Below are 25926 nucleotides of genomic sequence, written 5' to 3'. Positions count from 1 at the left end.
GAGCGAGGCGGACGCCGCTACTTCTTCTCGGGGGCGGCGCCGGGATGCGCGGGCGGGACGTAGATCCCCGACCGGCCGGACGGAGGGGTGGCCGGAGCAGGGCGCCCGTAGGCGGGCGGGTGGCCTCGGGCCATCGAGCCGTAGTTCGCCGTCGTCTTCTCGGTCATCGTTCCTCCTCCTCGGCGGGCGGAGCGGGGTCCTCGGTCCACTCGACCACGGACTGGTCGGGCACGGAGAGCCATACCCCGCGGGTCCCCTCCACTCTCGCACCGAAGGCGCCGTCGGGGAGCACCTCGAACTGCTCCTCGATGTAGATGTCGCGAGATCGGGGGTAGGTGGACGCGAAACTGGCCACCGAGATCCACCCGCCGACCCGTCGACCGTCCGGCAGCTGCACGCGCACCCACGTCTCCCTCATCCTCGGCGCCACCTTGTCCCACGCCGTCGGGACGCTCTCGTAGGCCGTCGCCCGCCCCGCCGGCACCCGCACCCAGCCGAGCCCACGCCTCCGGAGCACCCGCCACGGCGGACGCCACCACCGCAGCCGCACGTGCAGCGCCGAGCCCAGCGCCGCCGGCACGAGCACTCCGAGCAGGAGGACCCACCACCCCACGGCCTCCGGCTCCTGCAGCACCGCCGCACGCGGATCGGCCGCGAGGCGCATCAGCTCCTCGCCCGCCACGACGAGGTACGCCGCGTCCAGCGCGACGCTCACCAGGACCGCCTCGAACAGGCGCGCGGAGACCGTGTGGTCCGTCCAGCGGAACCCCGCGGCCCAGACCCGCACCGCGGCGTAGAGCACCCCCGGCACCACCAGCGCGACGAGCGCCATCACGCCGAGCACGCTGTCCGGAACGACCACCGCCCCCACCTCCTCCGTCGACGGGTCGAGCGTGCCGTCCCGGCCGGCGCGGCGGGGACCCGCCTGGCGGATCGGTGGACAACGTCTCGCGCCGACCCCTGGGGAGGAGCCCCGACCGCTCCTCAGAACAGGTCGCCGAAGCCCATCGCGACGAGGTTCGCGTGGGAGGTCCGCAGGCACTCGAGCGCGCTGGACCCGTAGCGCTCGTCCTGCTCGACCAGGAGGTGCTCGACACCGAGCGCGAGGCTCGTCGCGACGATCGCGGGGAAGTCGAGGTTGCCCTCCCCCACCTCGGCGAACTGCACGTTCGAGGTGAACTCCTGCACGGACCAGCCGCCGGACAGGTCGGCGGGGGGCCCGACGCGGTAGTCCTTCAGGTGCACCAGGGCGACGCGGTCGCCGTACCTGCGCAGCGTCGTCACCGGATCGAGTCCGCCCCGCTGCACCCAGTGCACGTCGAGCTCGAGCCCCAGGAGCGGCGCCCGCTCGGCGACGACGTCGAGCAGGAGCCGGCCGTCGTGCCGTGCGAACTCGACGTGGTGGTTGTGGAGCAGCAGCCGCAGTCCGTCGTCGCGGAGCCTCGAGGCCGCGACCTGGCAGCGGTCGGAGAAGTCGAGCAGCGCCGCCGGCGAGGCCGCGGCGGAGGCGGGGAGCATCCCGATCCGGACCGTGCGGGTCCCCAGGGCGCGGGCGTCCGCGACGACCGCGGCGAGGTCGCTCTCGAGCGCGGGTCCGGGGGAGTCGCCGGGCGCCAGTCCCGCCGAGATCGCGGCGACCTCCACGCCGAGCTCGTCCCGCGCCCGCTGGAGCCCGGCCGTCGTGGACGCCGTCAGCGGGATCTGCGAGAGCTCGACGGAGCGGTAGCCGATCGCGCGGACCTCCCGGAGCGTCTCGAACGCTCCCGCCGTGGCGAACGCGTCCTTCAGCATCATCGCCTGCACACCGATCCTGGTCACGGCGGTCCTCCCGTTCGAGGTGGAGGGCCGACATCGCGGCCCGGAACGCGACCGACGCTAGGTGCGCGCCCCGATCTTGTCAATCGGTTGCCAATACGCGTATGGTCGTGGCACGGCGGCTCTCCTGCCCGCCGGTTCCCGACGACGAGAACGAGGCACGAACCGTGACCACCGCACCCGCGACGACCGCACCAGCCACCCCCGCATCCGCCCCCTGGACCCTCTCCGGCTTCGGCGACGAGATCGACCCCGACCCGGTCGTCCAGGTGGCCGTTCTCCGAGCGCTCGGCGCGCACAGCATCGAGGTGCGCAGCGCCTGGGGCCGGAACGTCGTCGACCTCGACGACGAGCGCCTCGCCCGCCTGGCCGCCGTGCTCGAGCGCGGCGGCCAGTCCGTCTCGGCCGTCGCCTCGCCCATCGGCAAGGTCGACGTCGCCCTCGATCCCGAGCTCGAGGTCGCCCGCCTCGACCGCGTCATCCGCGCCGCGCACGCCCTCGGCACGCCGAGCATCCGCGTCTTCTCGTTCTACCGGGGCGAGGGAGTGCCGGTCGAGAGCATCCGCGACGACGTCCTGCTGCGCATGCGCAGGCTCGCCGATCGCGCCGAGCGCGAGGGCGTGGTGCTGCTGCACGAGAACGAGAAGGACATCTACGGCGACGTCCCCGAGCGGATCCTCGATCTGGTCGAGTCCGTCGGCTCGCCCGCCCTGCGCCTCGCCTGGGACAACGCGAACTTCGTGCAGTGCGGGGTGCGGCCCTTCGACGACGGCTGGACGGCGCTGCGGCCCTACGTCGACTACCTGCAGGTGAAGGACGCGGTGGCCGCGACCGGCACCGTGGTGCCCGCCGGCGAGGGCGACGGCCAGCTGCGCGAGACGCTCACCGCCCTGCGCGACGACGGCTGGACGGGCGTCGCCTCGCTGGAGCCGCACCTCGCGATCACGGACGCCCTCGGCGGATTCTCCGGCCCCGAGTCGTTCGGGGTGGCCGCTCGGGCCTTCCGGGGGCTCGCCTCCTCGCTCGGGATCGACCTGCGATGACCGTCCGCGCGGCGGTGATCGGCTGCGGCGACATCTCCTCCGTCCACCTCGCGGCGATCGGCACGGCGCCCGGCGCGGAGCTGGTGGCGGTCTGCGACACCGACCCGGGCCGGCTCGCCGCGGCCGCCGAGAGGCACGCGGTGCCGGGCTTCCCCGAGGCGGTCCGGATGCTCGACTCCGTCCGCCCCGACGTCGTGCACGTCTGCACTCCGCACAGCACGCACGCCGCGCTGGCGGTCGCGGCCCTGGACCGCGGCGTCGCGGTGCTCCTCGAGAAGCCGCTCGCCTCCTCCGTCACCGAGGGCGAGCAGGTGATCGCCGCGGCCGAGCGGGGCGGGGCGCGCATCGGCGTCTGCTTCCAGAACCGCTACAACCCGCCCGTGCAGCGCCTCCGCGAGCTGCTGGCGTCCGGCTCCCTGGGCGCCGTGACGGGTGCGGCCGCGACCGTGCTCTGGCACCGCACTCCCGGCTACTACCTCGACCGCCCCTGGCGCGGGATGCGGGCCGAGGGCGGCGGCGGGATGCTGATGAACCAGGCGACCCACACCATCGACCTCCTGCAGTGGCTCCTCGGCGAGGTGGTCGCGGTGAGCGGCTCCGCCTCCACGCGCCTGCTTCCGATCGAGGTCGAGGACACCGCCGACCTGGTGCTCACCCACGCCTCCGGCGCGCGCAGCGTCCTCTACGCGACCGTGGCGAACGCGTGGGACGAGCCGGTCGAGCTCCGCCTGCGCACCGAGCGCGCCACCGTCTCGCTGCGCGGTGCCCTCACCGTGCGGCGCGACGACGGATCCGTCGAGGTCGTCCCGGACACGGAGCGCCGATCCGGCGGGCGCTCGTACTGGGGCGCCTCGCACGAGCTGCTCGTGCACGACTTCTACGCCCGCCTCGGCGAGGACGAGCCCTTCTGGATCTCGCCCCGCGAGGCGGCGAGGTCGCTCGCGATCGTCCAGACCGCCTACGCCCCGAGCGCGCCCGCGCGGATCCCCCACTCCACCCCGAACGAAGGACTCCTCCCATGACCACCGTCCGCCTCGGCATCATCGGATTCGGCGCCCAGGGCTCCTCCTACGCCCGCTTCCTCGCCGACGGCAGGGTGCGCGACCTCGTCGTCACCGCCGTCGCCGACGTCGACCCCGCCCGGGAGGCGGCGGCCGCCGCGCTCGCACCCGGAGCGTCCTTCCACGCCGACCACCGCTCCCTCCTCGCGAGCGGAGAGGTCGACGCCGTCGTCGTCTGCACTCCGCACTACCTCCACCCCGGGATCGGCATCGACGCTCTCGAGCACGGGCTGCACGTGCTGGTCGACAAGCCGGCGGGTGTCTACGCCGCGCAGGTCGCGGAGCTGAACGAGGCCGCCGCCGCCCGTCCCGGTCAGCGCTTCGCGATCATGTTCAACCAGCGGGCGAACCCGCTCTACCGCCGGCTCAAGGAGGTCGTCGACGAGGGCGGGATCGGCCGGATCCTGCGCTCGAACTGGATCATCACGACCTGGTGGCGGCCGCAGGCCTACTTCGACCAGAGCGAGTGGCGTGCGACGTGGGGAGGCGAGGGCGGAGGCGTCCTGGTCAACCAGGCGCCCCACCAGCTCGACCTGTGGCAGTGGCTGTGCGGAGTGCCGGAGTCGGTGGTCGCGAAGGCCGGCTACGGGCGGTGCCGCGACATCGCGGTGGAGGACGAGGTGACGGTGCTCGCCGATTTCGGCGGGGGCACGACCGGAGTGCTGGTCACCACGACGCACGACCCGATCGGCACCGACCGCCTCGAGATCGTCGGCGACCGCGGCCGGATCGTCGTCGACGACTCCCGGGTCGCGACGATCACCCGGCTGAACGCCCCCGAGCGCGAGGTCAGCGCCGCCCTCAGCGCCGAGGACGTGGGCCTCCTGCTCAGCGGTCGCTACGACACCGCGGGCCTCTCCACGACGGAGCGGATCGAGTCGGCGTCGGTCTGGGGCGAGCAGCACACGGCCGTCCTGCAGGACTTCGCGGACAGCATCCTGCACGGCACGCCGCTGCTCGCACCCGGGGCGGAGGGGATCCTCGGGGTCCGGCTCGCCAACGCCATCCACTACTCGAGCTGGACGGGACGCGAGGTACCGCTCGACCTCGACGAGGGCGTGTTCCTGGCGGCGCTCAACGAGCGGATCCGCGAGGAGGGGGCGTTCCCGGAGCGGAGCTGACGGGGCGGAGCCGCGCGGACCCGCGCTGGAGGGGCCGGAGCGGTGGGCGGCCGACCGGCGACGGCGGCCTCCCGGAGCGCGGGCTCCCCGATCCGGCCCGACCCGGACGCGAGCGACGGGCCGGGCGGGCTTCTCGGCCCTGTGGCAGCATGGGCGGCGGACGGCGCCCCGTCCGCCGCCGTGCCCCTCGAGAGAAGACCGCGATCGTGCCCAGCGAAGACGCGCCCACCGGCCCCTCCGCCGCGAGACGCCGCGGCCGCTCCGCGACGACGATCTACGACGTCGCCCGACTCGCCGGCGTCGCCCCCTCCACCGTCTCCCGCGGGCTGAGCACGCCCGGACGGCTGAACGCCGCGACCGAGCAGCGGATCCGCACCGCCGCGAAGGAGCTGGGCTACCGGCTCAACCCGATGGCGCGCGCGCTGCCGACGGGCCGCACCTCGACCCTCGGGCTGCTGGTGGCCGACATCACCAACCCGGCCTTCTTCCCCGCCGTGCGCGGAGCGGAGCGGGCGGCGTCGCTCCGCGGCTTCACGATGATCCTCGCCGAGTCGCAGGAGTCCGGGGAGCGCGAGGCCGAGGCGGCCGACCGCATCGCCGCCTCCACCGACGGGCTTGTCCTCGTCAGCACCCGCCTCAGCGACGAGGAGATCATCGCGCTGGCCGAGCGCATCCCCGTCGTCGTCCTCAACCGCGTGGTCCCCGGCGTCGCGGGGATCGTGCCCGATCTCGCCTCCGGGATCGACGCCGCGCTCGACCACCTCGCGGCCCTCGGCCACCGCTCCCTCGCCTTCATCGCCGGTCCGCCCGACTCGTGGATGAGCGCCGCGCGATGGGAGCTCCTCCTCGACCGCGCTCCGCAGCGGGGCATGACGGTCGTCGAGATCGGGCCGGGCGTCTCGACCCTCGAGGGCGGGAGGAGCGCGCTCGCGAGGGTGACCGCCTCCGGCGTCGGCGCGGTGATCGCCTACAACGACCTGGTCGCCATCGGACTGATGCGGGCGGCTCAGGAGTCGGGCGTCGCGATCCCGGAGCAGCTCAGCATCATCGGCTTCGACGACATCTTCGGCAGCGACTTCACCTCGCCGCCGCTGTCGACCATCAGCGCACCGCTGGGCCGGATGGGCGAACGGGCGGTCCGCCGGGTGCTCGGCGACGAGGAGCCTCCGGAGCGGGCCGACGACCTGCCGACGGAGTTCGTCCCGCGCGCCTCGACGGGACCCCGCCGCGACTCCTGACCCCGGTCCGCGCCCCGGCGTGCCAACCGGTGCGCCAGCCGTGGCAATCGGTTGACACTCCTCTGTACCCATACTTGGATGGCCCCGTGCCGACGAAGCTGCTGAACGATCCCGACCGACTCCTGCCGATCGACCCGACGACCCGGGCGATCGCCCGCGACCTCCACGCGAGCGTCGCCGCCCTGCCGATCCTCTCCCCGCACGGGCACGTGGATCCGCGCCTCCTGCTCGAGGACCGCCCCTTCGCCGACGCGGCCGAGCTCTTCCTCCGGCACGACCACTACGTCACCCGGCTGCTCCACTCCGCCGGGATCGACCTGGGCGATCTCGGCATCCCGGGAGGCGAGCGCCTCGCCGGCCCGGAGGAGGTGTGGCGCACGTTCTGCGCGCACTGGCGGATCTTCGCGGGAACCGCCTCGGGCTACTGGCTCCAGTCGATCCTCGCCGAGCAGTTCGGCATCACCGAGCAGCCCGACGCCTCCACCGCCGACGCCCTCTTCGCGGCGATCGGGGCCCGGCTGGCGTCCGACGCCTTCCGCCCGCGGGCGCTCTTCGAGCGGTTCGGGATCGAGGTGCTGGCGACGACCGACGATCCGCTGGACGACCTGGCCGTCCACCGGGCGCTGGCGGAGGATCCGGCGTTCCCGGGCCGCGTGCTGCCGACCTTCCGCCCCGACGCCTACCTCGATCCCTCCACCCCCGGTTGGCCCGAGCGCGTCGCCGCCCTGGCCGCCGCCACCGGAACGAAGGAGTCCAGCTTCCCCGGATTCCTCGAGGCCCTCCGCGCCCGGCGCCGGTACTTCCTCGACCACGGCGCCGTCTCCGCCGACCACGGAGTGCTGGAGCCGCTGACCGTCGACCTCGATCCCGCCGAGGCGCAGTCCCTCTTCGCCCGCGCCCGCGCCGGCACGATCGACGCCGAGGGCAGCCGCGTCCTCGCCGCCCACCTGCTGCTGCAGTCCGCCCGCATGAGCCTCGACGACGGCCTGGTGATGACCGTCCACGCCGGCGTGCTGCGCAACCACGATCGGCCGACCTTCGAGCGCTTCGGTCCCGACACCGGCCACGACATCCCCGTCGCGACCCGGTTCGCCGAGCCCCTCCGCCCGCTGCTGCAGGAGCTCGGCAACGCACCGGGCTTCCACCTCGTCCTCTTCGGGATCGACGAGAGCACCCACTCGCGCGAGCTCGCTCCCCTCGCCGGCTACTACCCGTCGGTGTTCCTCGGAGCGCCGTGGTGGTTCCTCGACGCGCCCGACGCGGTGCTGCGCTTCCGCGCCGCCGTGACGGAGACCGCCGGCTTCTCGCGGAGCTCCGGCTTCATCGACGACACCCGCGCGTTCCTCTCCATCCCGGCCCGTCACGACATGGCGCGGAGGCTGGACGCCGCGTTCCTCGCGCGCCTGGTCGCCGAGGGGCGCATCGACTCCGAGACGGCGAGCGCCGTCATCCTGGACCTCGTCGACGCCCAGCCGCGGAAGGTCTTCAAGCTGTGAGCGGGCACGGCGGAGGAGGCTCACTCGATCGCGCATCCACGGGCCTGCCGGCGGCTCCCGTCCGCATCGTCCACCTCGGCCTCGGCGCCTTCCACCGAGCGCATCAGGCCTGGTACACGCACGCCGTCGACGACGACCACGAGTGGGGCATCGCCGCATTCACCGGCCGGAGCCCCCGCGCGGCCGAGGAGCTCACCGCGCAGGACGGCCTGTTCACGCTGATCGAGCGCGGACCGGAGGGCGACTCGGCGACGGTCGTGGGCAGCATCGTCGAGGCGGTCGACGGCGCGGACGTCGCGCGTCTCGTCGAGCTCGTCGCGGCTCCTGCGACGGCGATCGTCACGCTGACGATCACGGAGGCCGGGTACCGTCTCGCCGCGGACGGCGGCCCCGACCTGGACGACCCCGCCGTCCGGAGCGATCTCGCCGCCCTCCGATCGGGAGGAGCGCCGACGACCGCGCTCGGCCGCCTCCTCCTCGGCCTCACCGCCCGGCGCGACGCCGGCTCCGGCCCGCTCGCCGTCGTCCCCTGCGACAACCTCTCCGGCAGCGGCCCTCTCGTGCGCCGTGGACTGCTCCTGCTCGCCGAGCGGCTCGACCCGTCGCTCGCCGACTGGATCGACAGCACCGTCTCGTTCGTGTCGACCTCCGTCGACCGGATCACCCCGGCCACCACGGCGGCGGACCGGGAGGCGGCGGCCGAGCTCACCGGCATCAGCGACGCCGCGTCCGTCGTGACCGAGCCGTTCCGCGACTGGGTCCTCTGCGGCGGCTTCCCCGCCGGCCGGCCCGCCTGGGAGCGCGCCGGAGCCCGCTTCGTGGACGACATCGAGCCCTTCGAGCGGCGCAAGCTGCGACTCCTCAACGGCGCGCACACGCTCCTCGCCGCCACCGGCCGCCGGCGGGGTCTCGCCACCGTCGCGGAGGCGATCGCCGACCCCGCCTGCCGGAGTGCCGTCGAGGCGTTCTGGGCGGAGGCGGCGGCCGGCCTCCCCGCCGGTCTCGACGCGGACGCCTACTGCGCCGCCCTCCTCGGGCGCTTCGGCAACCCCCGGATCGAGCACCGGCTCGAGCAGATCGGCGCCGACGCGACCGCCAAGCTCCGCATCCGGATCGCGCCCGTGCTCCTCGCCGAGCGCGCGGGCGGACACGGCGGAGCCGCCTCCCTCCGTGCCGTCGCCGACTGGATCGCACTGCTGCTCCAGGGTGAGCGCCTGCCCGACGCGCAGCGCCACGCCCTCGACCGCGCCCTCGGCTCCGCCCGGCCCGTCGAGGCGCTGCTGCGGCTCGTCGACCCGCGCCTCGCCGACGACCCGGCCCTCGTCGCCGCGGTCGCCGCTCAGGCGGCCTAGACCTCCACCCCGCCTCTCCGCGCGGCGCCTTCCGGCGCCGTCGGCAACCGATTGCCACCCTCGCACCGTCTCGACGCGGCGCGGATCCCGACGGGTCCGCGCCCGGGTAAAGGAGCCCGCATGACCCCCCTCACCACCGCGCCCGGAGCGCCCGCCGCTGAGAAGCTCTCGAAGCTGAGCATCGTGGGCTACGGCGCCGGCGACACGGCGAACAACCTCGCCTTCACCACCGCCACGATGTTCCTGCTCGTCTACTACACCGACGTCGCCGGGATCTCCGCGGCCGCGGCGGGCACGCTGCTGCTCGTCGTGCGGATCTTCGACGCGTTCGCCGACGTCTTCGCCGGCCGGGTCGTGGACCGCACCTACAGCAGGCGCTTCGGCAAGTTCCGGCCCTTCCTGATGTTCGGGTCGGTCCCGCTCCTGCTGCTCTCCGCCGCGACCTTCTCCGTCCCGCAGATCGGCGAGAGCGGAACCCTGCTCTACGCCTACCTGAGCTACGCCGCGCTCGGCCTCGCCTACAGCCTCGTCAACATCCCCTACGGCTCGCTCGCCGGAGCGATGACGCAGGTCGGCACCGAGCGCGCGAAGCTCGCCAGCGCCCGCGCCATCGGCGGCGCGATCGTGGGGGCCGGGCTCGGCACCTTCATGGCCCCGCTGGTCGTCCCCGGCGCCGATCTGCAGTCGCTCTTCTCGATCGTCACGCTGAGCTTCGTCGTCGTCGGCTCCGCGCTCTACCTCTTCACGATCCTGACCGCGAAGGAGCGCGTCCAGCGCGACGTCGCGCACGTCACGTTCCGTCAGAGCATGACGACCCTCCGCTCCAACCGGCCGCTGCTCTTCCTCTGCCTCAGCTCGTTCCTGTTCCTCACCGGGACGCTCGCGCTCCAGACCGTGCAGCTCTACTACCTGCGCGACGTGCTCGGATCGGTCCAGCTCTACGCCGCGATGTCGCTCATCCAGCTCGCCCTGACCTTCGGCCTGGCCGCCCTCGTCCCGACGATCGTGCGGCGGTTCGGCAAGCGCAACGCCTACATGGCCGGAGTCGCGGTCATGATCAGCGGCGGAACGGTCGTCTTCCTCGCTCCGGGCGACGCGGTGGCGGTCGGCTTCGGCGGACTGGTCCTCGCCTACGTCGGCATCCAGCTCGTCAACATGCTCGTCTGGGCGATCGAGGCCGACACCGTCGAGTACGGGGAGTGGAAGACCGGCATCCGCTCCGAGGGCACGATCTACGCCCTGTTCTCCTTCACCCGCAAGACCGGCCAGGCGGTCGGAGGCGCCCTCGCCGCGTACGCGCTGGCCTGGGGCGGCTACGTGGCCGGGGCCGCGGAGCAGAGCGAGCACGCCGAGTGGGGCATCCGCGCCGCCGCCGGCCTCATCCCGGCCGTCGCGGCCCTGCTCGCGGTGCTGATCATGGCGTTCTACCCGCTGACCGACCGCCGGCACGCGCAGATCGTCGCCGAGATAGCCGAGCGCCGCGAGAGCACGGGGCAGGCCGCGCCCGTGGCGCCCGGCCTCTCGACCGCCGCGTTCTCGATGGACCGCGCTCCCGGCCGGAACCCCTGACCCGATCCCCCACCACGAAAGGCATCCCATGAAGATCGACAAGGCCGAGGTCGTCGTCACCAGTCCCGACCGCAACTTCGTCACCCTCAAGCTCACGACCGACGACGGGCTGACCGGCCTCGGCGACGCGACCCTCAACGGCCGCGAGCTCGCCGTGGTCTCCTATCTCGCCGACCACGTCGTGCCGCTGCTCCTCGGTCGCGACGCCTCGCGCATCGAGGACACCTGGCAGTTCCTCTACCGGTCGTCCTACTGGCGCCGCGGGCCGGTCACGATGGCGGCGATCGCGGCGGTCGACACCGCCCTCTGGGACATCAAGGGCAAGGCCGCGGGCATGCCGCTCTACCAGCTGCTCGGAGGCGCGTCCCGCACCGGCCTGCTCGCCTACGGCCACGCGTCCGGGCGGACGGACGCGGAGCTGTTCGACAGCATCCGCGAGCACCAGGAGCAGGGGTACCGCGCGATCCGCGTGCAGACCGCGGTGCCGGGGCTGACCTCGATCTACGGCATCGCCTCCAACGCCGTCCTCGAGGGCAACGCCGGCGTGCGCTACGACCACGAGCCGGCGCAGCGCGGCGGCCTGCCGACCGAGGAGGACTGGGACACGCGCGCCTACCTGCGCCACGTCCCCCGCGTCTTCGAGGCCGTCCGCAACGAGTTCGGGCCGGAGCTCCCCCTCCTCCACGACGGCCACCACCGGATGACGCCGATCCAGGCCGCGGCCCTCGGCAAGTCCCTCGAGCCGTACGACCTCTTCTGGCTCGAGGACTGCACGCCCGCCGAGAACCAGGAGGCCCTCCGCCTCGTCCGGCAGCACACCACCACGCCCCTGGCGATCGGCGAGGTCTTCAACACCGTCTGGGACTACCAGCTCCTCATCCGCGAGCAGCTGATCGACTACATCCGGAGCGCGGTCACGCACACCGGAGGCGTCTCCCACCTCCGGAGGATCCTCGACCACGCCGCGCAGTACCAGATCAAGTCCGGGATGCACGGACCCACCGACGTCTCCCCGGTGGGAATGGCGGCCGCGATGCACCTGGGCCTGGCGATCCACAACTTCGGGATCCAGGAGTACATGAAGCACGGCGAGCGGACCGACAGCGTCTTCCAGCAGTCGTTCACCTGGAGCGAGGGACGGCTGCACCCGGGCGACGCCCCCGGTCTGGGCGTGGAGCTCGACGTCGACGCCGCCGGGAAGTACCCCTACGTGCGCGCGTACCTGCCCTTCAACCGACTCGCCGACGGCACCGTCCACGACTGGTGACCTGCCCCCCTCCGCCGAGGCGATCCCGGACCGTCGCGGGAGCCACGACCAGCGGGCTCCCTCGACGGTCCGGGGTTCCCCCCGCCGAGCACAGGCCGGTCAGGGCACGAAGCGGTAGCCCATGCCCGCCTCGGTCAGCAGGTGCCGCGGATGCGCGGGGTCGGGCTCGAGCTTCTTGCGCAGCTGCGCGAGGTAGAGGCGCAGGTAGCCGGTGTCGGTGACGTGCGCGGGGCCCCAGATCTCGGCCAGCAGCGAGCGGCGGGTCACCAGCTTGCCCGCGTTGCGGATGAGGATCTCGAGCACCTGCCACTCGGTCGGGGTGAGCCGCACGGAGACGCCGTCCCGCGTCGCGCTCTTGGCCACCAGGTCCACGGTCACCTCGCCGATCACAACCAGCGGCTCGCCGTCGGCCGGCTGCACCCGCCGCGAGAGGGCCCGGATGCGCGCGAGCACCTCGTCCATCGAGAACGGCTTGGTGACGTAGTCGTCCGCGCCGGCGTCGAGCGCGCCCACCTTGTCGGCCGCGCCCGTCCGCCCCGACACCACCAGGATCGGCGCGCTCGTCCAGCCGCGCAGTCCGTGGATGACCTCGACCCCGTCGAGCCGGGGCATGCCGAGGTCGATCATGTAGAGGTCCGGATGCTCGTCCACCGCGCGGTTGATCGCCTCGGTGCCGTCGCCGGCCGTCACCACGTCGTATCCGCGGGCGGTGAGCGTGATGCGCAGGGCGCGCAGGATCTGCGGGTCGTCGTCGGCGATCAGGATCTTCATGCGGCTCCTCCGGAGTCCTCGTGCGGGGCGGCGCCCGACCCGCCGTCGTGCGGGGCGGCAGGAGCGACGTGAGCCGCAGGAGCAGCGGCAGCAGTCTCCTTCGCCAGCGGCAGCGTCACCACCATCGTCAGCCCGCCCCCCGGAGTGTCCTCCGTCTCGAGCGTGCCGCCCATCCCCTCCGTGAACCCCTTCGAGAGCGCGAGGCCGAGGCCCAGGCCCGTCAGGTTGTCGTCGTCGCCGAGTCGCTGGAACGGCACGAAGATCTCCGCGCGGCGCTCCTCGGGCACCCCGGGGCCGTGGTCGACGATCCGCAGCTGCGCGCTCCCGCCGAAGGCGCTGGCGGCCACGCGCACCCGGGTCCCGGGCGGCGCGTAGCGGACGGCGTTCGCGAGCAGGTTGACCACGACGCGCTGCAGCAGCACGGCGTCGGCGAGCAGCGCCGGGCCCTCCGGATCGAGGTCGAGGTCGACCTCGCCGGGACCGAGCCCGAGCTCGTCGAGCGCGGGGAGCACCACGTCGGCGGCGTCGAGCGGAGCGAGCGCCACGGCGAGCGCCCCCGCCTCCAGCCGCGTCACGTCCAGCAGGTCGGTGACCAGCGCGGCGAGCACGGTGAGGCTCTCGTCGGCGGTGGCGAGCAGCTCCTCCCGGTCGCGCTCGCTCCAGACCACCTCGGGCGAGCGCAGACCGCTGACCGCCGCGGTGGCCGCGGCGAGGGGCCGGCGCAGGTCGTGGCTGACGGCCGACAGCAGGGCGCTGCGCACCCGGTCGGTCTCGGCCAGCGGAGCGAGGGAGCTGGCCGTCTCGCTGAGAGCCGCGTTCTCGAGCACCGAGTCCAGCTGGGCGGCGACGACCTGGAGCAGCCGCCGCTCGCTCCCCTCCAGCTCGCGGCCGTGCAGCTCGAGCACCGCGCCCTCGCCCACCGCGATGCGCGCGGGATCGCCGTCCGGCTGCGGCTCGCCGTCGGCCGCGACGAGCTCGCCGCCGCGCAGCAGCCGCACGCCGGTCAGCCCGAACGCCTCGCGCGAGCGCTCGAGGATCGCCTGCAGCGCCCCCTGCCCGCGGATCACGCCACCGGCGATCGTCGCCAGCAGCTCCGACTCCGCCCCCGACCGCTTGGCGGCCCGCGCCCGCCGGGCCGCGCGGTCGACCACGGCGCTGACGAGCGCCGCGTTCAGCACGTAGAGCACCAGCGCGAGCGCGTGCAGAGGCTCGTCGACGGTGATCGTGTAGAGCGGATCGACGAAGAAGAAGTCGAGGGTCAGCCCCGAGAGCACGGCCGCGAAGAGGGCCGGCCAGAGCCCGCCGACCAGCGCGACGACCACCACCAGCAGCTGGTACGAGAGCACGTCGCTCGTGATCGACTCGTCGCTGCGGAGGCTCGAGAGCAGCCAGGTCACCAGCGGGCCGCCCACGAGGGCGAGTGCCAGTCCCAGGAGGCGGCGCCGCAGCGTCAGGGCCCCGTCGAGCCTCGGCAGCACCGCGGTGCGCCCGGCGGCGGAGTGGCTGACGATGTGCACGTCGATGTTGCCGGACTCGCGGATCACCGTCGACGCGGTGCCGGGCGTCAGCGCCGAGGCGAGGCGGCTCCGCCTGCTCACGCCGATCACCAGCTGCGTCGCGTTCACCGAGCGGGCGAACTCGACCAGCGTGCGCGGCACGTCCTCGCCGACCACCTGGTGGTAGCTGCCGCCGAGCTTCTCGACCAGCACCCGCTGCGCCTCGAGCACGTGCGGCCGGGGAGTGCGGAGGCCGTCGGGGGTCACCACGTGCACGGCGAGCAGGTCGCCCCCGGAGGCGCGGGCCGCGATCCGCGCGCCGCGCCGCAGCAGGGTCTCCCCCTCCGGCCCGCCGGTGAGGGTCACGACCACGCGCTCGCGCGCCTCCCAGGTGCTGTCGATGCCGTGCTCGACGCGGTAGTCGCGGAGCGCGCTGTCGACCTCGTCGGCGAGCCAGAGCAGCGCGAGCTCGCGCAGGGCGGTCAGGTTGCCGAGCCGGAAGTAGTTGGAGAGCGCCGCGTCGATGCGCTCGGGCGGGTAGACGCGGCCGTCGGCGAGGCGGTCGCGCAGCGCCTGGGGCGCCAGGTCGACGACCTCGATCTGATCGGCGGCGCGGAGGACCGCGTCCGGGATCGTCTCGCGCTGCGGCGCTCCGGTGATCGCGTGCACCACGTCGTTGAGCGACTCGATGTGCTGGATGTTCACGGTCGAGAAGACGGTGATGCCGGCGTCGAGGAGCGTCCGCACGTCCTCCCAGCGCTTCTCATGCCGGGAGCCGGGGGCGTTGGTGTGCGCGAGCTCGTCGACCAGCGCGACCTCGGGCCGGCGGGCGAGCACCGCGTCGAGGTCCATCTCGTCGAGCAGCACGCCGCGGTGCTCGACGGCCCTCCTCGGCACGACCTCCAGCCCCTCGACCATCGCGGCGGTGGCGGAGCGGCCGTGCGTCTCGACCACGGCCACCACGACGTCGCGGCCCTCGGCGGCGAGCCGGCGGCCCTCCTCGAGCATCGTGTAGGTCTTGCCCACTCCGGGCGCGGCTCCGAGGAGCACGCGCAGGCGGCCCTTCGTCATGCTCCCGGCCTCCCCTCGTGCTCGCGGCTCCGGGGCGTCCCGGGCTCGCGGGACCGGCGTCGATCCGCTCGACCGGACGGTCCCGACGAGCCGATCGCGATTCTACGAGCCGGAGGGGCCACCGGAGCGGTCACAACCGTGCGAGAGCGGCGTTGAGCTCGAGCACGTCCACCGTCGGCTCGCCGAGGTACCCGAGCTCGCGGCCCGCGGTGTGCTCGTCGACCAGCGCGCGCACGGTACTCACGTCGAGCCCGCGGGCAGCGGCGACGCGGGGCGCCTGCAGCTGCGCGTAGGCGGGGCTGATCGCGGGGTCGAGCCCCGAGGCGGAGGTGGTCAGCGCATCGGCCGGCACAGCGGCCGGGTCGACGCCCTCGAAGGCGGCGATCGCGGCCCGGCGCTCCTCGACGGACGCGACCAGGTCGGCGTTCTCGGGGCCGAGGTTGCTGCCGGTCGAGGCCGCGGCGTCGTAGCCCGCGGCGGAGGGACGCGACTGGAACCACTCCGGCAGGGGCGCTCCGTCGGCGTCGGTGAACGACTGGCCGATGAGCGACGAGCCGATCACCGCGCCGTCCTGGCGCAGCAGCGAGCCGTTCGCCTGGGCGGGCAGGGCGAGCTGCCCGATCCCGAGCACCGCGAGCGGGTACGCCGCTCCCAGCAGCACGGTGAGCACGATCATCGCGCGCAGCGCGACACCGTAGGGACGGAACATGGTCTCTTCTCTCTGTCTTCGGTGGTCGGGTCGGGCGGGTCAGAAGCCGGGGATCGCGGCGACGATGAGGTCGACGAGCTTGATCCCGAGGAACGGAGCGATCACTCCGCCCAGCCCGTAGACCAGGAGGTTGCGGCTGAGGATGCGCGAGGCGGCGACCGGGCGGTACGCCACTCCCCGCAGCGCGAGCGGGATCAGCACGACGATCACCAGCGCGTTGAACACGATCGCCGAGAGGATCGCCGAGGCCGGCGAGTGCAGCTGCATCACGTTCAGCACCGCGAGCCCGGGGAAGACCCCCGCGAACATCGCCGGGATGATCGCGAAGTACTTCGCCACGTCGTTCGCGATCGAGAACGTGGTGAGCGCGCCGCGGGTGATCAGCAGCTGCTTGCCGATCCGCACGATGTCGATGAGCTTGGTGGGGTCGGAGTCGAGGTCGACCATGTTGCCCGCCTCCTTCGCCGCCGAGGTGCCGGTGTTCATCGCCACGCCCACGTCGGCCTGCGCGAGGGCCGGGGCGTCGTTGGTGCCGTCGCCGGTCATCGCGACCAGCGCGCCGCCCTCCTGCTCGCGCCGGATCAGGGCGAGCTTGTCCTCGGGGGTCGCCTCGGCGAGGTAGTCGTCGACTCCCGCCTCCGCCGCGATCGCCTTCGCGGTCAGCGGGTTGTCGCCCGTGATCATCACGGTGCGGATGCCCATCGCGCGCAGCTCCGAGAAGCGCTCGGCGAGCCCGTCCTTCACCACGTCCTTCAGGTGCACGACGCCGAGCAGGCGGGCGCCGTGGGCGTCCTTCACCGCGACGACCAGGGGCGTGCCGCCGCTCTCCGAGACGCCGTCGACGAGCACCATGAGGCGCGCCGCGACCGCGGACGGCAGCGGTCCCTCCTCCTCCACCCAGGCACGCACGGCCGAGCCGGCGCCCTTGCGGATGGAGGAGCCGTCGGGGAGGTCGAGCCCGCTCATCCGGGTCTGCGCGGTGAAGGGCACCACGGCGGCCTGAGCGGGCTCGACGGCGGGGCGGCCCGAGTCGCCCGCGAGGTCGACGATCGACTTCCCCTCGGGCGTCGGGTCGCTGAGCGAGGAGGAGGCGGCCGCGTCGACGAGGGCGGCCTGCGCCACTCCGTCGAGGGGGAGGAACGCCACCGCACGGCGGTTGCCGTAGGTGATCGTCCCCGTCTTGTCGAGCAGGAGCGTCGTGACGTCGCCCGCCGCCTCCACGGCCCGGCCGGACATCGCGAGCACGTTGCGCTGCACGAGGCGGTCCATGCCGGCGATGCCGATGGCCGAGAGGAGGGCGCCGATGGTGGTCGGGATGAGGCAGACGAGCAGGGCGACCAGCACCGGGACGCTCACGGAGGCTCCCGCGAACGAGGCGATCGGGTTGAGGGTCAGCACGACCACGACGAACACGATCGAGAGGCTCGCCAGGAGGATGTCGAGCGCGATCTCGTTCGGCGTCTTCTGCCGCGACGCGCCCTCGACCAGGCCGATCATCCGGTCGACGAAGGTCTCGCCCGGCCGGGAGGTGATCCGCACCACGATCCGGTCCGAGAGCACTCGCGTGCCGCCCGTCACCGCGCTGCGGTCGCCTCCGCTCTCGCGGACGACCGGCGCCGACTCTCCGGTGATCGCCGACTCGTCGATGGAGGCGATGCCCCAGACGATGTCGCCGTCGCCGGGGACGAGGTCGCCCGCCTCCGCCACGACCACGTCGCCCAGCTGCAGCTCGGCCGAGGAGACCTCGACCAGGCGGGCCGACAGGGCGGAGGGGTCCGCGGGGTCGTAGTCGACCACGCGCCGGGCCGGAGTGCTGGTGCGGGTGGCGCGCAGGCTCTCGGCCTGGGCCTTGCCGCGGCCCTCGGCCACCGACTCCGCGAGGTTCGCGAACACCACGGTGAGCCAGAGCCAGATCGCGATGCCGGCCGTGAAGGTGACGGGCACCGTCGATCCGCCCGACTCCTCCGGCCCGCCGAGGAACGGCTCGGCGATCGCCAGCACCGTGGTCAGCACGGCGCCGACCTCGACGATGAACATCACGGGGTTGCGCCACATCAGGCGCGGATCGAGCTTGCGCAGCGCTCCGGGGAGGGCAGCGGCGAGCTGGCGCGGCCCGAGGGCGGCGCGGGTGGGGCGCGCGGGTTCCGCGGGGGCCTCGGTGAGTGCAGTGGTCATCGGAGTCGCAGTCCTTCCGCCAGGGGGCCCAGCGCGAGTACGGGGAAGTAGGTGAGCGCGGTCACGACGACCGTGACGCCCACGAGGAGGCCGACGAACTGCGGCCGGTGGGTGGGCAGCGTGCCGGCGCTGGAGGGCACCGGCGACTGCGCCGCGAGCGAGCCGGCCAGGGCGAGCACCAGCAGGATCGGGAGGAAGCGGCCGAGGAGCATCGCGACGCCGAGCGCCGTGTTGAGCCAGGGCGTGTTCGCTGTCAGCCCCGCGAACGCCGAGCCGTTGTTGTTGGACGCGGAGGTGAAGGCGTAGAGCACCTCCGAGAGCCCGTGCAGCCCGGGGTTCAGGATCGACGTGCTCTCCACGTCCTCCCGCACCGCCGGGATCGCGAAGCTCAGGGCCGTGCCTGCCAGCACGAGCGTCGGCGTCACGAGGATGTAGAGGCTCGCGAGCTTGATCTCGCGCGGGCCGAGCTTCTTGCCCAGGTACTCGGGCGTCCGGCCGACCAGCAGCCCGCCGACGAACACGGCCAGCACCGCGAGCACGAGCATCCCGTAGAGGCCCGAGCCGACGCCGCCGGGGGCGACCTCGCCGAGCATCATGTTGAGCATCGGCAGCATGCCGCCGAGCGCGGTGAAGGAGTCGTGCATCGCGTTGACGGCGCCGGTCGAGGTGAGCGTCGAGGCGGTCGCGTAGAGGGCGGAGCCGGCGATGCCGAAGCGCGTCTCCTTGCCCTCCATCGCGGCTCCGGCGGCCTGCGCCGCGGATCCGCCGCCCGCCGCCTCCAGCGCGGTGAGGGCCGCGAGCGACACGACGAAGATCGTCGCCATCGCCGCGAGGATCGCGCGCCCCTGCCGCACGTCGCCGACCATCCGGCCGAAGGTGCGCGGCAGCGAGAACGGGATCGCGAGGATCAGCACGATCTGCAGCAGCGACACCCACGCCGAGGGGTTCTCGAACGGATGCGCGGAGTTGGCGTTGAAGTAGCCGCCGCCGTTGGTGCCGAGCAGCTTGATCGCCTCCTGCGAGGCCACCGCGCCGCCCGGGATGCTCTGCTCGCCGCCGGTGAGCGTGGTCACCGTCAGCGGGCCGTTCAGGTTCTGGATCACGCCGCCCGCGATCATCACGACCGCCGCCACCACCGCGAGGGGCAGCAGGAGGCGCAGTGTGCCGCGCACGAGGTCGACCCAGAAGTTGCCGAGCGTTCCGGAGGAGCGGCGCGCGAATCCGCGGATCAGCGCCACCGCCACGGCAAGGCCCACGGCCGCCGAGACGAAGTTCTGCACGGCGAGGCCGCCGAGCTGCACCGCGAAGCCGAGGGTCGCCTCCGGGGAGTAGGACTGCCAGTTGGTGTTGGTGACGAACGAGACTGCGGTGTTGAACGCCAGCCCCTCCGGCACCGCGGGCAGGCCGAGGGAGCCGGGCAGGACCGCCTGGAGGCGCTGCATCCCGTAGAGCAAGATCACGCCGACGAGAGAGAAGGCCAGCACCGCCCGGAGGTAGGCGCGCCAGCTCTGCTCGCCCGCGGAGTCGACCCCGATGAGGCGGTAGACGCCGCGCTCGAGGGCGAGATCGCGCGTCGAGGTGTAGACGCGGAACATGTGGTCGCCGAGGGGGCGGTGGAGGAGGGCGACGGCCAGGCCGACGGTCGCGACCTGGAGGACGGCGAGGAGCGGATCCATCAGAAGCGCTCCGGTCGGATCAGGGCCGCGACGAGGTAGACGACGGCGGCGAGCGCCAGCACGGCCGCGAGGGCGTCGAAGACGATCACCGGCCCGCCTCCTTCTCGCGGGTCCCGCGGGTCGCCGAGGGGGGCGGTCCGCCCAGCCGCTCGACCCCCTTCGCGGCGAGAGCGATGAGCGAGAAGAGGGCGAGCACGCCGAGGAGGTAGGCGAGGTCGAGCACGGAGGACTCCATCCGGGGAGCGGACGACGCCCGGGACCGGACGCCTGCCGGGAAGCGGCACAGGAAGCGATGCAACACCTCGCGGGGGCCCCTCAGAGCGGTCCTCACGGTTCCCCTACGGCCCGGCCCGGAGTCCTCGCGTTTCCCTCACGCGGACGGCGACGGGCGCCCGGCGGAGGGGCGCGAGCCGGGCGGGAGCCGAGCGGTGAGAGCGTTCTCCCGCAGCAACGGCGGGGATCGGCGTCCCGAAGATCACATTTCGGCATCGCCTGGACAAATTCGCCGCCCGCGCTTTACTCCCCCCGATCGAAGGAATATGTTCTCTCCGTGGACAAAGCCCCTCGGGGCTCTCCCGCCCTCCCGGGCGACGACACGACGACGTGCGCCACACGTGCACGCCTCTTGTCGTCCTCTCCCTCGGACACTGCTTTCAGAGAGGAATGCACTCCATGAAGTTCTCCCGCGGCATCACCACGCTGGCCGCCGCCGGCATCATCTCCCTCGGCCTCGCGGCCTGTTCCGCGAGCCCCGCCAACTCCGGAGGCGCCGCTGCCGGCGCCGGCGCGGAAGGCGACTGCACCGTCGGCATCTCGATGCCCACGCGCAGCCTCGAGCGCTGGATCAACGACGGAGAAGGCCTCCAGTCGCAGCTCGAGGGCGACGGCTGCACCGTCGACCTCCAGTACGCCGACAACAAGACCGATCAGCAGATCTCGCAGATCCAGAACCAGATCGCCGGCGGCTCCAAGATCCTGGTCATCGCCGCGATCGACGGCGAGGCGCTCGCGCCCGTCCTCGCCGAGGCGAAGAAGCAGAACGCCACCGTCATCGCCTACGACCGTCTCATCAACGGCACCGCGGACGTCGACTACTACGCGACCTTCGACAACTACAAGGTCGGCCAGCTCCAGGGCCAGTACATCGAGTCGACCCTCGACCTGAAGAACGCCGCGGGCCCCTTCACCCTCGAGCCCTTCGCCGGCAGCCCCGACGACAACAACGCGAAGTTCTTCTTCTCCGGCGCGTGGGACGTCCTGCAGCCCTACATCGAGAGCGGCAAGCTCACCGTCCCGTCGGGCAAGTCGCCCGCGTCGGACGACGACTGGGCCTCGATCGGCATCCAGGGCTGGGCCTCCGACAAGGCGCAGTCCGAGATGGACAACCGCCTCTCCTCCTTCTACACCGGCGGCCAGAAGGTCGACGTCGTGCTCTCCCCCAACGACAGCCTGGCGATCGGCATCGAGGCCTCGCTGAAGTCGGCCGGCTACACCCCCGGCGCCGACTACCCGGTCATCACCGGCCAGGACGCCGACAAGGCCAACGTCAAGGCGATCCTCGCCGACGAGCAGTCCATGACGGTCTGGAAGGACACCCGCACCCTCGGCGACCGCGTCTTCCAGATGGTGCAGTCGATCGTCGCGGGCGAGGAGCCCGAGGTCAACGACACCGAGACCTACGACAACGGCGAGAAGGTCGTCCCGTCCTACCTGCTGGAGCCGCAGGTCGTCACGAAGGACGACGTGCAGTCGGTCCTCGTCGACTCCGGCTTCCTCAAGGCCGGCGACGTCGGACTCTGATCCGTCGGGCGGGGGCGGGGAGGAGCGATCCTCCCCGCCCCCGCCTCCCCGTCCGCACACCACTCCCCCCCAACGAAGTGAGGCCCTGTTGGCCAGTCCCATCCTCATCATGCGCGACATCGTCAAGGAGTTCGGCGGCGGCGTCCGCGCCCTCGACGGCGTCTCGCTCTCGGTCCAGCCCGGCGAGGTCCACGCCATCTGCGGCGAGAACGGCGCCGGCAAGTCGACCCTGATGAAAGTCCTCTCCGGCGTGTACCCGTACGGCAGCTTCGAGGGCACCATCGAGTTCGAGGGCGAGGAGGCGCAGTACCGGTCGATCAACGACAGCGAGGCCGACGGCATCGTGATCATCCACCAGGAGCTCGCCCTCAGCCCCTACCTCTCCATCGCCGAGAACATCTTCCTCGGCAACGAGAAGTCGACCCGCGGCGTCATCAACTGGAACGCGACCAACGCGGAGGCGGCCAAGCTGCTCGCCCGCGTCGGCCTCGCCGAGAGCCCCGCGACCAAGATCCTCGAGCTCGGCGTCGGCAAGCAGCAGCTCGTCGAGATCGCCAAGGCCCTCGCCAAGGAGGTGAAGCTCCTCATCCTCGACGAGCCCACCGCCGCCCTCAACGACGAGGACAGCGACCACCTGCTCGGCCTGATCGACCAGCTCCGCAAGCAGGGCATCACCTGCATCATCATCAGCCACAAGCTGAAGGAGATCCGCGCCATCGCGGACACCGTCACGATCATCCGCGACGGCCGCACCATCGAGAGCTTCCCGATGGCCGGCGAGGAGGCGTCCGAGAGCCGGATCATCCGCGCGATGGTCGGCCGCGACCTCAACAGCATGTTCCCGCCGCGCGACCCGCAGATCGGCGAGGAGAAGCTGCGCGTCGAGAACTGGACGGTCCACCACCCCGTCGACATCAATCGCGTGGTCGTCGACGATGCCTCCTTCACCGTCCGCGCCGGCGAGATCGTCGGCTTCGCGGGCCTGATGGGCGCCGGACGCACCGAGCTCGCGATGAGCATCTTCGGGAGGAGCTACGGCACCGGGATCTCCGGCCGCGTCTACAAGGACGGCGAGGAGATCCAGACCCGCACCGTCGACGAGGCGATCCGCAACGGCCTCGCCTACGCGACCGAGGACCGCAAGCGCTACGGGCTCAACCTCATCGGCGACATCACCGTCAACGTCTCGGCCGCCGCGCTCTCGCGCCTGGCCCGGCTCGGCGTGATCGACAAGCACCGCGAGTACAAGGTCGCCGACTCGTACCGATCGAAGATGAACATCAAGGCGCCGACCGTCTCGGCCGTCACGGGGAAGCTCTCCGGCGGCAACCAGCAGAAGGTCGTCCTCTCGAAGTGGATCTTCTCCGGTCCCGACGTGCTGATCCTCGACGAGCCCACCCGCGGCATCGACGTGGGAGCCAAGTACGAGATCTACGGGATCATCAACGAGCTCGCGGCCCAGGGCAAGGCGGTCGTCGTCATCTCGTCCGAGCTGCCCGAGCTGATCGGCCTCGCCGACCGCATCTACACCATCTCCGAGGGACGGATCACGGGCGAGATCGATCGCGCCGACGCCACCCAGGAGCACCTCATGCACTACATGACCGCCGGAAAGGAACAGGCCCGATGAGCGCCACGACCACCACAGCGCCGGCGGACACGCCCGCCAACACGCCCTCCACCCCGCCCAAGCGCTCGCGCCGGCTGAACATCAACCTCCGGCAGTACGGCATCCTCGCCGCGCTGGCCATCATCATCCTGCTCTTCCAGGTGCTGACCGGCGGGCGCCTGCTCCTGCCCGGCAACGTCAACAACCTGATCCAGCAGAACGCCTACGTGCTGATCCTCGCGATCGGCATGGTGATGGTCATCATCGCCGGCCACATCGACCTCTCGGTCGGCTCGGTCGTGGCGATGGTCGGCGCCATCTCGGCGATCGCGATGAACAACTGGGGCCTGCCCTGGTGGGCGGCCGTCGTCGTCGCCCTCGTCACCGGCGCCGCCGTCGGAGCATGGCAGGGCTTCTGGGTCGCCTTCGTCGGCATACCGGCGTTCATCGTGACCCTCGCGGGCATGCTGATCTTCCGCGGCTTCACCCTCGTCCTCCTCACCGGCGGAACGATCAACGGCCTCCCCACCGAGTTCACCGCGATCGGCGCCGGCTGGCTGCCGGGCGTCCTCGGCGGCATCGCCGGGCGCGACGCGCTCACCCTGGTCCTCGGCCTGATCGTCTGCGTCGTCCTCGTGGCCCAGCAGCTCCGCAGCCGCGCGACCCTCCGCCGCCTCGAGCTGCCCCGCGAGCCCATCGGCTCGCTGGTCGCGAAGTCGGCCATCGCCGTCATCGCGATCATGGCCCTCTCCTGGCTGCTCGCCGGCTACAGCGGAACCCCGATCATCCTGATCGTGCTCGCCGTGCTGATCCTCGCCTACAGCTTCGTGCTCGGCCGGACGGTCTTCGGCCGCCACATCTACGCGATGGGCGGCAACCTGTTCGCCGCGATGATGTCCGGCGTCAAGACGAAGTGGGTGAACTTCTTCATCTTCGTCAACATGGGCGCACTGGCCGGAGTCGCGGGCATCGTCAGCACCGCCCGCGCCGGCGGTGCGGTCGCCTCGGCCGGACAGAACTACGAGCTGGACGCGATCGCCGCGGTCTTCATCGGCGGCGCCGCCGTCCAGGGAGGTGTCGGCACCGTCGTCGGAGCCGTCATCGGCGGACTCGTGATGGGCGTGCTCAACATGGGCCTCTCCATCCTCTCGGTCGACGCGGCCTGGCAGATGGCGATCAAGGGCTTCGTGCTCCTGCTCGCGGTGGCGTTCGACATCTTCAACAAGCGCCGCGCCGGCGGCCGCTAGGCGAACGCCGGGCGCCGCCCAGCGGCGCTCCTCGTCCTTCTCTTCTACAGTTCTCGGGCGCGGCTTCTCCTCGGGGGAGCCGCGCCCGAGTGCATCCGAGACCCGTCGGGGTCCAGCGACAGGCAGGCGATCATGGCAGGAGCAGTCGGAGCCTCCAGCAACGCGCTGCTGCGCCGCACGAACCTCGCGAGCCTCGCGACGCTGGTGCACCGCTCCGGTCCCACCAGCCGCGCCGAGCTCGGCCGCCTCACCGGGCTGAACCGCTCCGCCGTCGCGAACCTGGTCGGCGAGCTGAGCGAGCTCGGCTGGGTGGCGGAGGAGACCACCGCGCCGGACGGCCGCATCGGCCGCCCCAGCGCCACCGTCGTCCCCGGCGACCGGTTCGCGGCCGTGGGCGTCCACCTCGACACCGATGCGATCATCGTCGGCCTCGTCGGGCTGCACGGCGAGCTGCTGCGCCGCGTCCGCTTCGACACCCCCAAGCCCGCGAGCCCGGCCACGGTGGTCCGCGTCGTCACCGGCATCGTCGAGGGCTTCCGCTCCGAGCGGGAGTCGCTGCGCACGCTGGTCGGCGCGGGCGTCGCCGTCCCCGGCCTCGTCCAGGCCGACTCCGGCTTCGTCCACCGCGCCCCGCACCTGGGCTGGCGCGACGTCGACCTCGCCACCCAGCTGAGCCGCGCCCTCGACCTCCCGGTCGCCGTCGGCAACGACGCGACCCTCGGCGCCATCGGCGAGTCCCTCTTCGGAGCCGCGCACGGCGTGGCCGACGTCGTCTACGTCACCGGCGGCGCGGGCGGCATCGGCGGAGGAGTCATCATCGGCGGCGTCCCGCTCCAGGGCTCCTCGGGGTTCGCGGCCGAGCTGGGCCACACCCTCGTCGCCACGAACGGCCGCCTCTGCGGCTGCGGCCGGCGCGGCTGCCTGGAGGCCGAGGTCCGGATGCGCTCCCTCCTCGACGTCCTCGGCGCCCGCGTCCTCGACCAGGACGAGCTCGACATCGCCCTGGGCACCTCCCGCGACCCCGCCGTCCTCGGCGAGGTCGCCCGCCAGGTCGACCTGCTCTCGGAGGGCCTGTCCACCTACATCAACCTCTTCAACCCCACCGCGGTCGTGCTCGGCGGCTTCCTCGGCTCGCTGCTCACCGTCGACCGCGAGCGCCTCGCCGCCCGCGTCTCCGCCCGGGCCCTGAGCGACCTCGCGCGCGGCGTGCGGATCGAGCGAGCCGCCCTGCGCTCGAGGCTGGAACTCGTCGGCGCCGCGGAGCTACCCTGGCGGCGGGCGCTGGCGGATCCCGCCGCCGTCACCGGGGGCGCGCAGCCGCCGGGTGGGAGCAGCAGCCGCGAGGACGCTCTGGGCGCCCGCGCCTGACCCCGGCACTCGAGTGCCGGCACCGCGTCGAGGAGGACGAGC

The 25926-nt window shown here is 72.8% G+C and carries 22 protein-coding genes; 12 read left to right on the top strand and 10 right to left on the bottom strand.

Annotated features, from left to right (window positions below; translation table 11 throughout):
- Positions 1-17: 17 nt before the first annotated feature.
- The 3 genes from C5C59_RS17125 to C5C59_RS01615 all read right to left on the bottom strand — a co-directional run bounded on the left by C5C59_RS17125 (position 18) and on the right by C5C59_RS01615 (position 1818).
- A complete protein-coding gene (locus C5C59_RS17125) occupies positions 18-167 on the bottom strand; it encodes a hypothetical protein (protein WP_181134798.1) in 150 nt (49 codons plus the stop codon).
- On the bottom strand, positions 164-862 hold the full coding sequence (locus tag C5C59_RS01620) for a DUF6338 family protein (RefSeq protein WP_104238002.1): 699 nt from the start codon (positions 860-862) through the stop codon (positions 164-166). The genes C5C59_RS17125 and C5C59_RS01620 overlap by 4 nt, the downstream gene beginning before the upstream one ends.
- 122 nt (positions 863-984) lie before the next feature.
- Complete coding sequence (locus C5C59_RS01615; RefSeq protein WP_258062521.1) at positions 985-1818, bottom strand: sugar phosphate isomerase/epimerase; 834 nt, start codon at positions 1816-1818, stop codon at positions 985-987.
- Between the two features lie 164 nt (positions 1819-1982).
- Between C5C59_RS01615 and C5C59_RS01610 the strand changes: the two genes are divergently transcribed.
- From C5C59_RS01610 to manD, 8 genes are all read left to right on the top strand, one after another.
- Positions 1983-2858, top strand: coding sequence for a sugar phosphate isomerase/epimerase (locus C5C59_RS01610; RefSeq protein WP_258062520.1), 876 nt, complete (start codon positions 1983-1985; stop codon positions 2856-2858).
- A complete protein-coding gene (locus C5C59_RS01605) occupies positions 2855-3880 on the top strand; it encodes a Gfo/Idh/MocA family protein (protein ID WP_104238004.1) in 1026 nt (341 codons plus the stop codon). Before C5C59_RS01610 ends, C5C59_RS01605 begins: the two co-directional genes overlap by 4 nt.
- The gene (locus C5C59_RS01600) at positions 3877-5040 is read left to right on the top strand and encodes a Gfo/Idh/MocA family protein (RefSeq protein WP_104238005.1); all 1164 of its coding nucleotides are present in this window, start codon (positions 3877-3879) and stop codon (positions 5038-5040) included. Before C5C59_RS01605 ends, C5C59_RS01600 begins: the two co-directional genes overlap by 4 nt.
- Positions 5041-5246: 206 nt before the next feature.
- A complete protein-coding gene (locus C5C59_RS01595) occupies positions 5247-6278 on the top strand; it encodes a LacI family DNA-binding transcriptional regulator (protein ID WP_181134797.1) in 1032 nt (343 codons plus the stop codon).
- An 86-nt stretch (positions 6279-6364) separates the two neighbouring features.
- On the top strand, positions 6365-7774 hold the full coding sequence (gene uxaC, locus C5C59_RS01590) for a glucuronate isomerase (RefSeq protein WP_104238007.1): 1410 nt from the start codon (positions 6365-6367) through the stop codon (positions 7772-7774).
- Complete coding sequence (locus C5C59_RS01585) at positions 7771-9126, top strand: mannitol dehydrogenase family protein (protein ID WP_258062519.1); 1356 nt, start codon at positions 7771-7773, stop codon at positions 9124-9126. Before uxaC ends, C5C59_RS01585 begins: the two co-directional genes overlap by 4 nt.
- A 120-nt stretch (positions 9127-9246) precedes the next feature.
- The gene (gene uidB / locus C5C59_RS01580) at positions 9247-10695 is read left to right on the top strand and encodes a glucuronide transporter (protein ID WP_104238008.1); all 1449 of its coding nucleotides are present in this window, start codon (positions 9247-9249) and stop codon (positions 10693-10695) included.
- A gap of 28 nt (positions 10696-10723) precedes the next feature.
- A complete protein-coding gene (manD, locus tag C5C59_RS01575) occupies positions 10724-11962 on the top strand; it encodes a D-mannonate dehydratase ManD (RefSeq protein WP_104238009.1) in 1239 nt (412 codons plus the stop codon).
- A gap of 99 nt (positions 11963-12061) precedes the next feature.
- On the opposite strand, the gene C5C59_RS01570 is transcribed toward manD, so the two are convergent.
- The 7 genes from C5C59_RS01570 to C5C59_RS17120 form a co-directional block, all read right to left on the bottom strand.
- Positions 12062-12733, bottom strand: a complete 672-nt coding sequence (locus tag C5C59_RS01570; RefSeq protein WP_104222647.1) for a response regulator — start codon at positions 12731-12733, stop codon at positions 12062-12064.
- A complete protein-coding gene (locus C5C59_RS01565) occupies positions 12730-15300 on the bottom strand; it encodes an ATP-binding protein (protein ID WP_104238010.1) in 2571 nt (856 codons plus the stop codon). Before C5C59_RS01565 ends, C5C59_RS01570 begins: the two co-directional genes overlap by 4 nt.
- A 130-nt stretch (positions 15301-15430) precedes the next feature.
- A complete protein-coding gene (gene kdpC, locus C5C59_RS01560; RefSeq protein WP_104238011.1) occupies positions 15431-16009 on the bottom strand; it encodes a K(+)-transporting ATPase subunit C in 579 nt (192 codons plus the stop codon).
- A 39-nt stretch (positions 16010-16048) separates the two neighbouring features.
- A complete protein-coding gene (gene kdpB, locus C5C59_RS01555; RefSeq protein WP_104238012.1) occupies positions 16049-18184 on the bottom strand; it encodes a potassium-transporting ATPase subunit KdpB in 2136 nt (711 codons plus the stop codon).
- Positions 18181-19860 (bottom strand): potassium-transporting ATPase subunit KdpA, encoded by a 1680-nt coding sequence (gene kdpA, locus C5C59_RS01550; RefSeq protein WP_104238013.1) that lies wholly within the window; start codon positions 19858-19860, stop codon positions 18181-18183. Before kdpA ends, kdpB begins: the two co-directional genes overlap by 4 nt.
- Positions 19860-19949 carry a K(+)-transporting ATPase subunit F gene (gene kdpF, locus C5C59_RS01545; RefSeq protein WP_068209492.1) on the bottom strand — a complete coding sequence of 30 codons (90 nt, stop codon included), beginning with the start codon at positions 19947-19949 and terminating at the stop codon, positions 19860-19862. Before kdpF ends, kdpA begins: the two co-directional genes overlap by 1 nt.
- Entirely contained in the window at positions 19946-20095 is a 150-nt protein-coding gene (locus tag C5C59_RS17120; RefSeq protein WP_167299012.1) for a hypothetical protein, read from the bottom strand. The genes kdpF and C5C59_RS17120 overlap by 4 nt, the downstream gene beginning before the upstream one ends.
- 437 nt (positions 20096-20532) lie before the next feature.
- On the opposite strand from C5C59_RS17120, the gene chvE reads away from it, so the two are divergent.
- The 4 genes from chvE (at position 20533) to C5C59_RS01525 (ending at position 25884) form a co-directional block, all read left to right on the top strand.
- Complete coding sequence (gene chvE, locus C5C59_RS01540) at positions 20533-21660, top strand: multiple monosaccharide ABC transporter substrate-binding protein (protein WP_374952918.1); 1128 nt, start codon at positions 20533-20535, stop codon at positions 21658-21660.
- Between the two features lie 109 nt (positions 21661-21769).
- Positions 21770-23290 (top strand): multiple monosaccharide ABC transporter ATP-binding protein, encoded by a 1521-nt coding sequence (gene mmsA, locus C5C59_RS01535; RefSeq protein WP_104222653.1) that lies wholly within the window; start codon positions 21770-21772, stop codon positions 23288-23290.
- A complete protein-coding gene (mmsB, locus tag C5C59_RS01530; RefSeq protein ID WP_104222654.1) occupies positions 23287-24516 on the top strand; it encodes a multiple monosaccharide ABC transporter permease in 1230 nt (409 codons plus the stop codon). The genes mmsA and mmsB overlap by 4 nt, the downstream gene beginning before the upstream one ends.
- A gap of 132 nt (positions 24517-24648) precedes the next feature.
- Positions 24649-25884 (top strand): ROK family transcriptional regulator, encoded by a 1236-nt coding sequence (locus tag C5C59_RS01525; RefSeq protein WP_104222655.1) that lies wholly within the window; start codon positions 24649-24651, stop codon positions 25882-25884.
- Positions 25885-25926 lie beyond the last annotated feature (42 nt).

It is taken from the genome of Rathayibacter sp. AY1F4 (assembly GCF_002931775.1).
Lineage (GTDB): Bacteria > Actinomycetota > Actinomycetes > Actinomycetales > Microbacteriaceae > Rathayibacter.
The sequence above is the reverse complement of the archived record's forward strand: the minus strand, read 5'-3'. Positions and strand labels throughout refer to the sequence as shown.

Coding starts and splice junctions, on each gene's coding strand:
- C5C59_RS17120 (WP_167299012.1), bottom strand. CDS start 20,095: ATGGAGTCCTCCGTGCTCGACCTCGCCTACCTCCTCGGCGTGCTCGCC.
- C5C59_RS01570 (WP_104222647.1), bottom strand. CDS start 12,733: ATGAAGATCCTGATCGCCGACGACGACCCGCAGATCCTGCGCGCCCTG.
- C5C59_RS17125 (WP_181134798.1), bottom strand. CDS start 167: ATGACCGAGAAGACGACGGCGAACTACGGCTCGATGGCCCGAGGCCAC.
- C5C59_RS01525 (WP_104222655.1), top strand. CDS start 24,649: ATGGCAGGAGCAGTCGGAGCCTCCAGCAACGCGCTGCTGCGCCGCACG.
- kdpB (WP_104238012.1), bottom strand. CDS start 18,184: ATGACCACTGCACTCACCGAGGCCCCCGCGGAACCCGCGCGCCCCACC.
- mmsB (WP_104222654.1), top strand. CDS start 23,287: ATGAGCGCCACGACCACCACAGCGCCGGCGGACACGCCCGCCAACACG.
- kdpA (WP_104238013.1), bottom strand. CDS start 19,860: ATGGATCCGCTCCTCGCCGTCCTCCAGGTCGCGACCGTCGGCCTGGCC.
- uidB (WP_104238008.1), top strand. CDS start 9,247: ATGACCCCCCTCACCACCGCGCCCGGAGCGCCCGCCGCTGAGAAGCTC.
- mmsA (WP_104222653.1), top strand. CDS start 21,770: ATGCGCGACATCGTCAAGGAGTTCGGCGGCGGCGTCCGCGCCCTCGAC.
- C5C59_RS01565 (WP_104238010.1), bottom strand. CDS start 15,300: ATGACGAAGGGCCGCCTGCGCGTGCTCCTCGGAGCCGCGCCCGGAGTG.
- C5C59_RS01605 (WP_104238004.1), top strand. CDS start 2,855: ATGACCGTCCGCGCGGCGGTGATCGGCTGCGGCGACATCTCCTCCGTC.
- kdpC (WP_104238011.1), bottom strand. CDS start 16,009: ATGTTCCGTCCCTACGGTGTCGCGCTGCGCGCGATGATCGTGCTCACC.
- chvE (WP_374952918.1), top strand. CDS start 20,533: ATGAAGTTCTCCCGCGGCATCACCACGCTGGCCGCCGCCGGCATCATC.
- manD (WP_104238009.1), top strand. CDS start 10,724: ATGAAGATCGACAAGGCCGAGGTCGTCGTCACCAGTCCCGACCGCAAC.
- C5C59_RS01600 (WP_104238005.1), top strand. CDS start 3,877: ATGACCACCGTCCGCCTCGGCATCATCGGATTCGGCGCCCAGGGCTCC.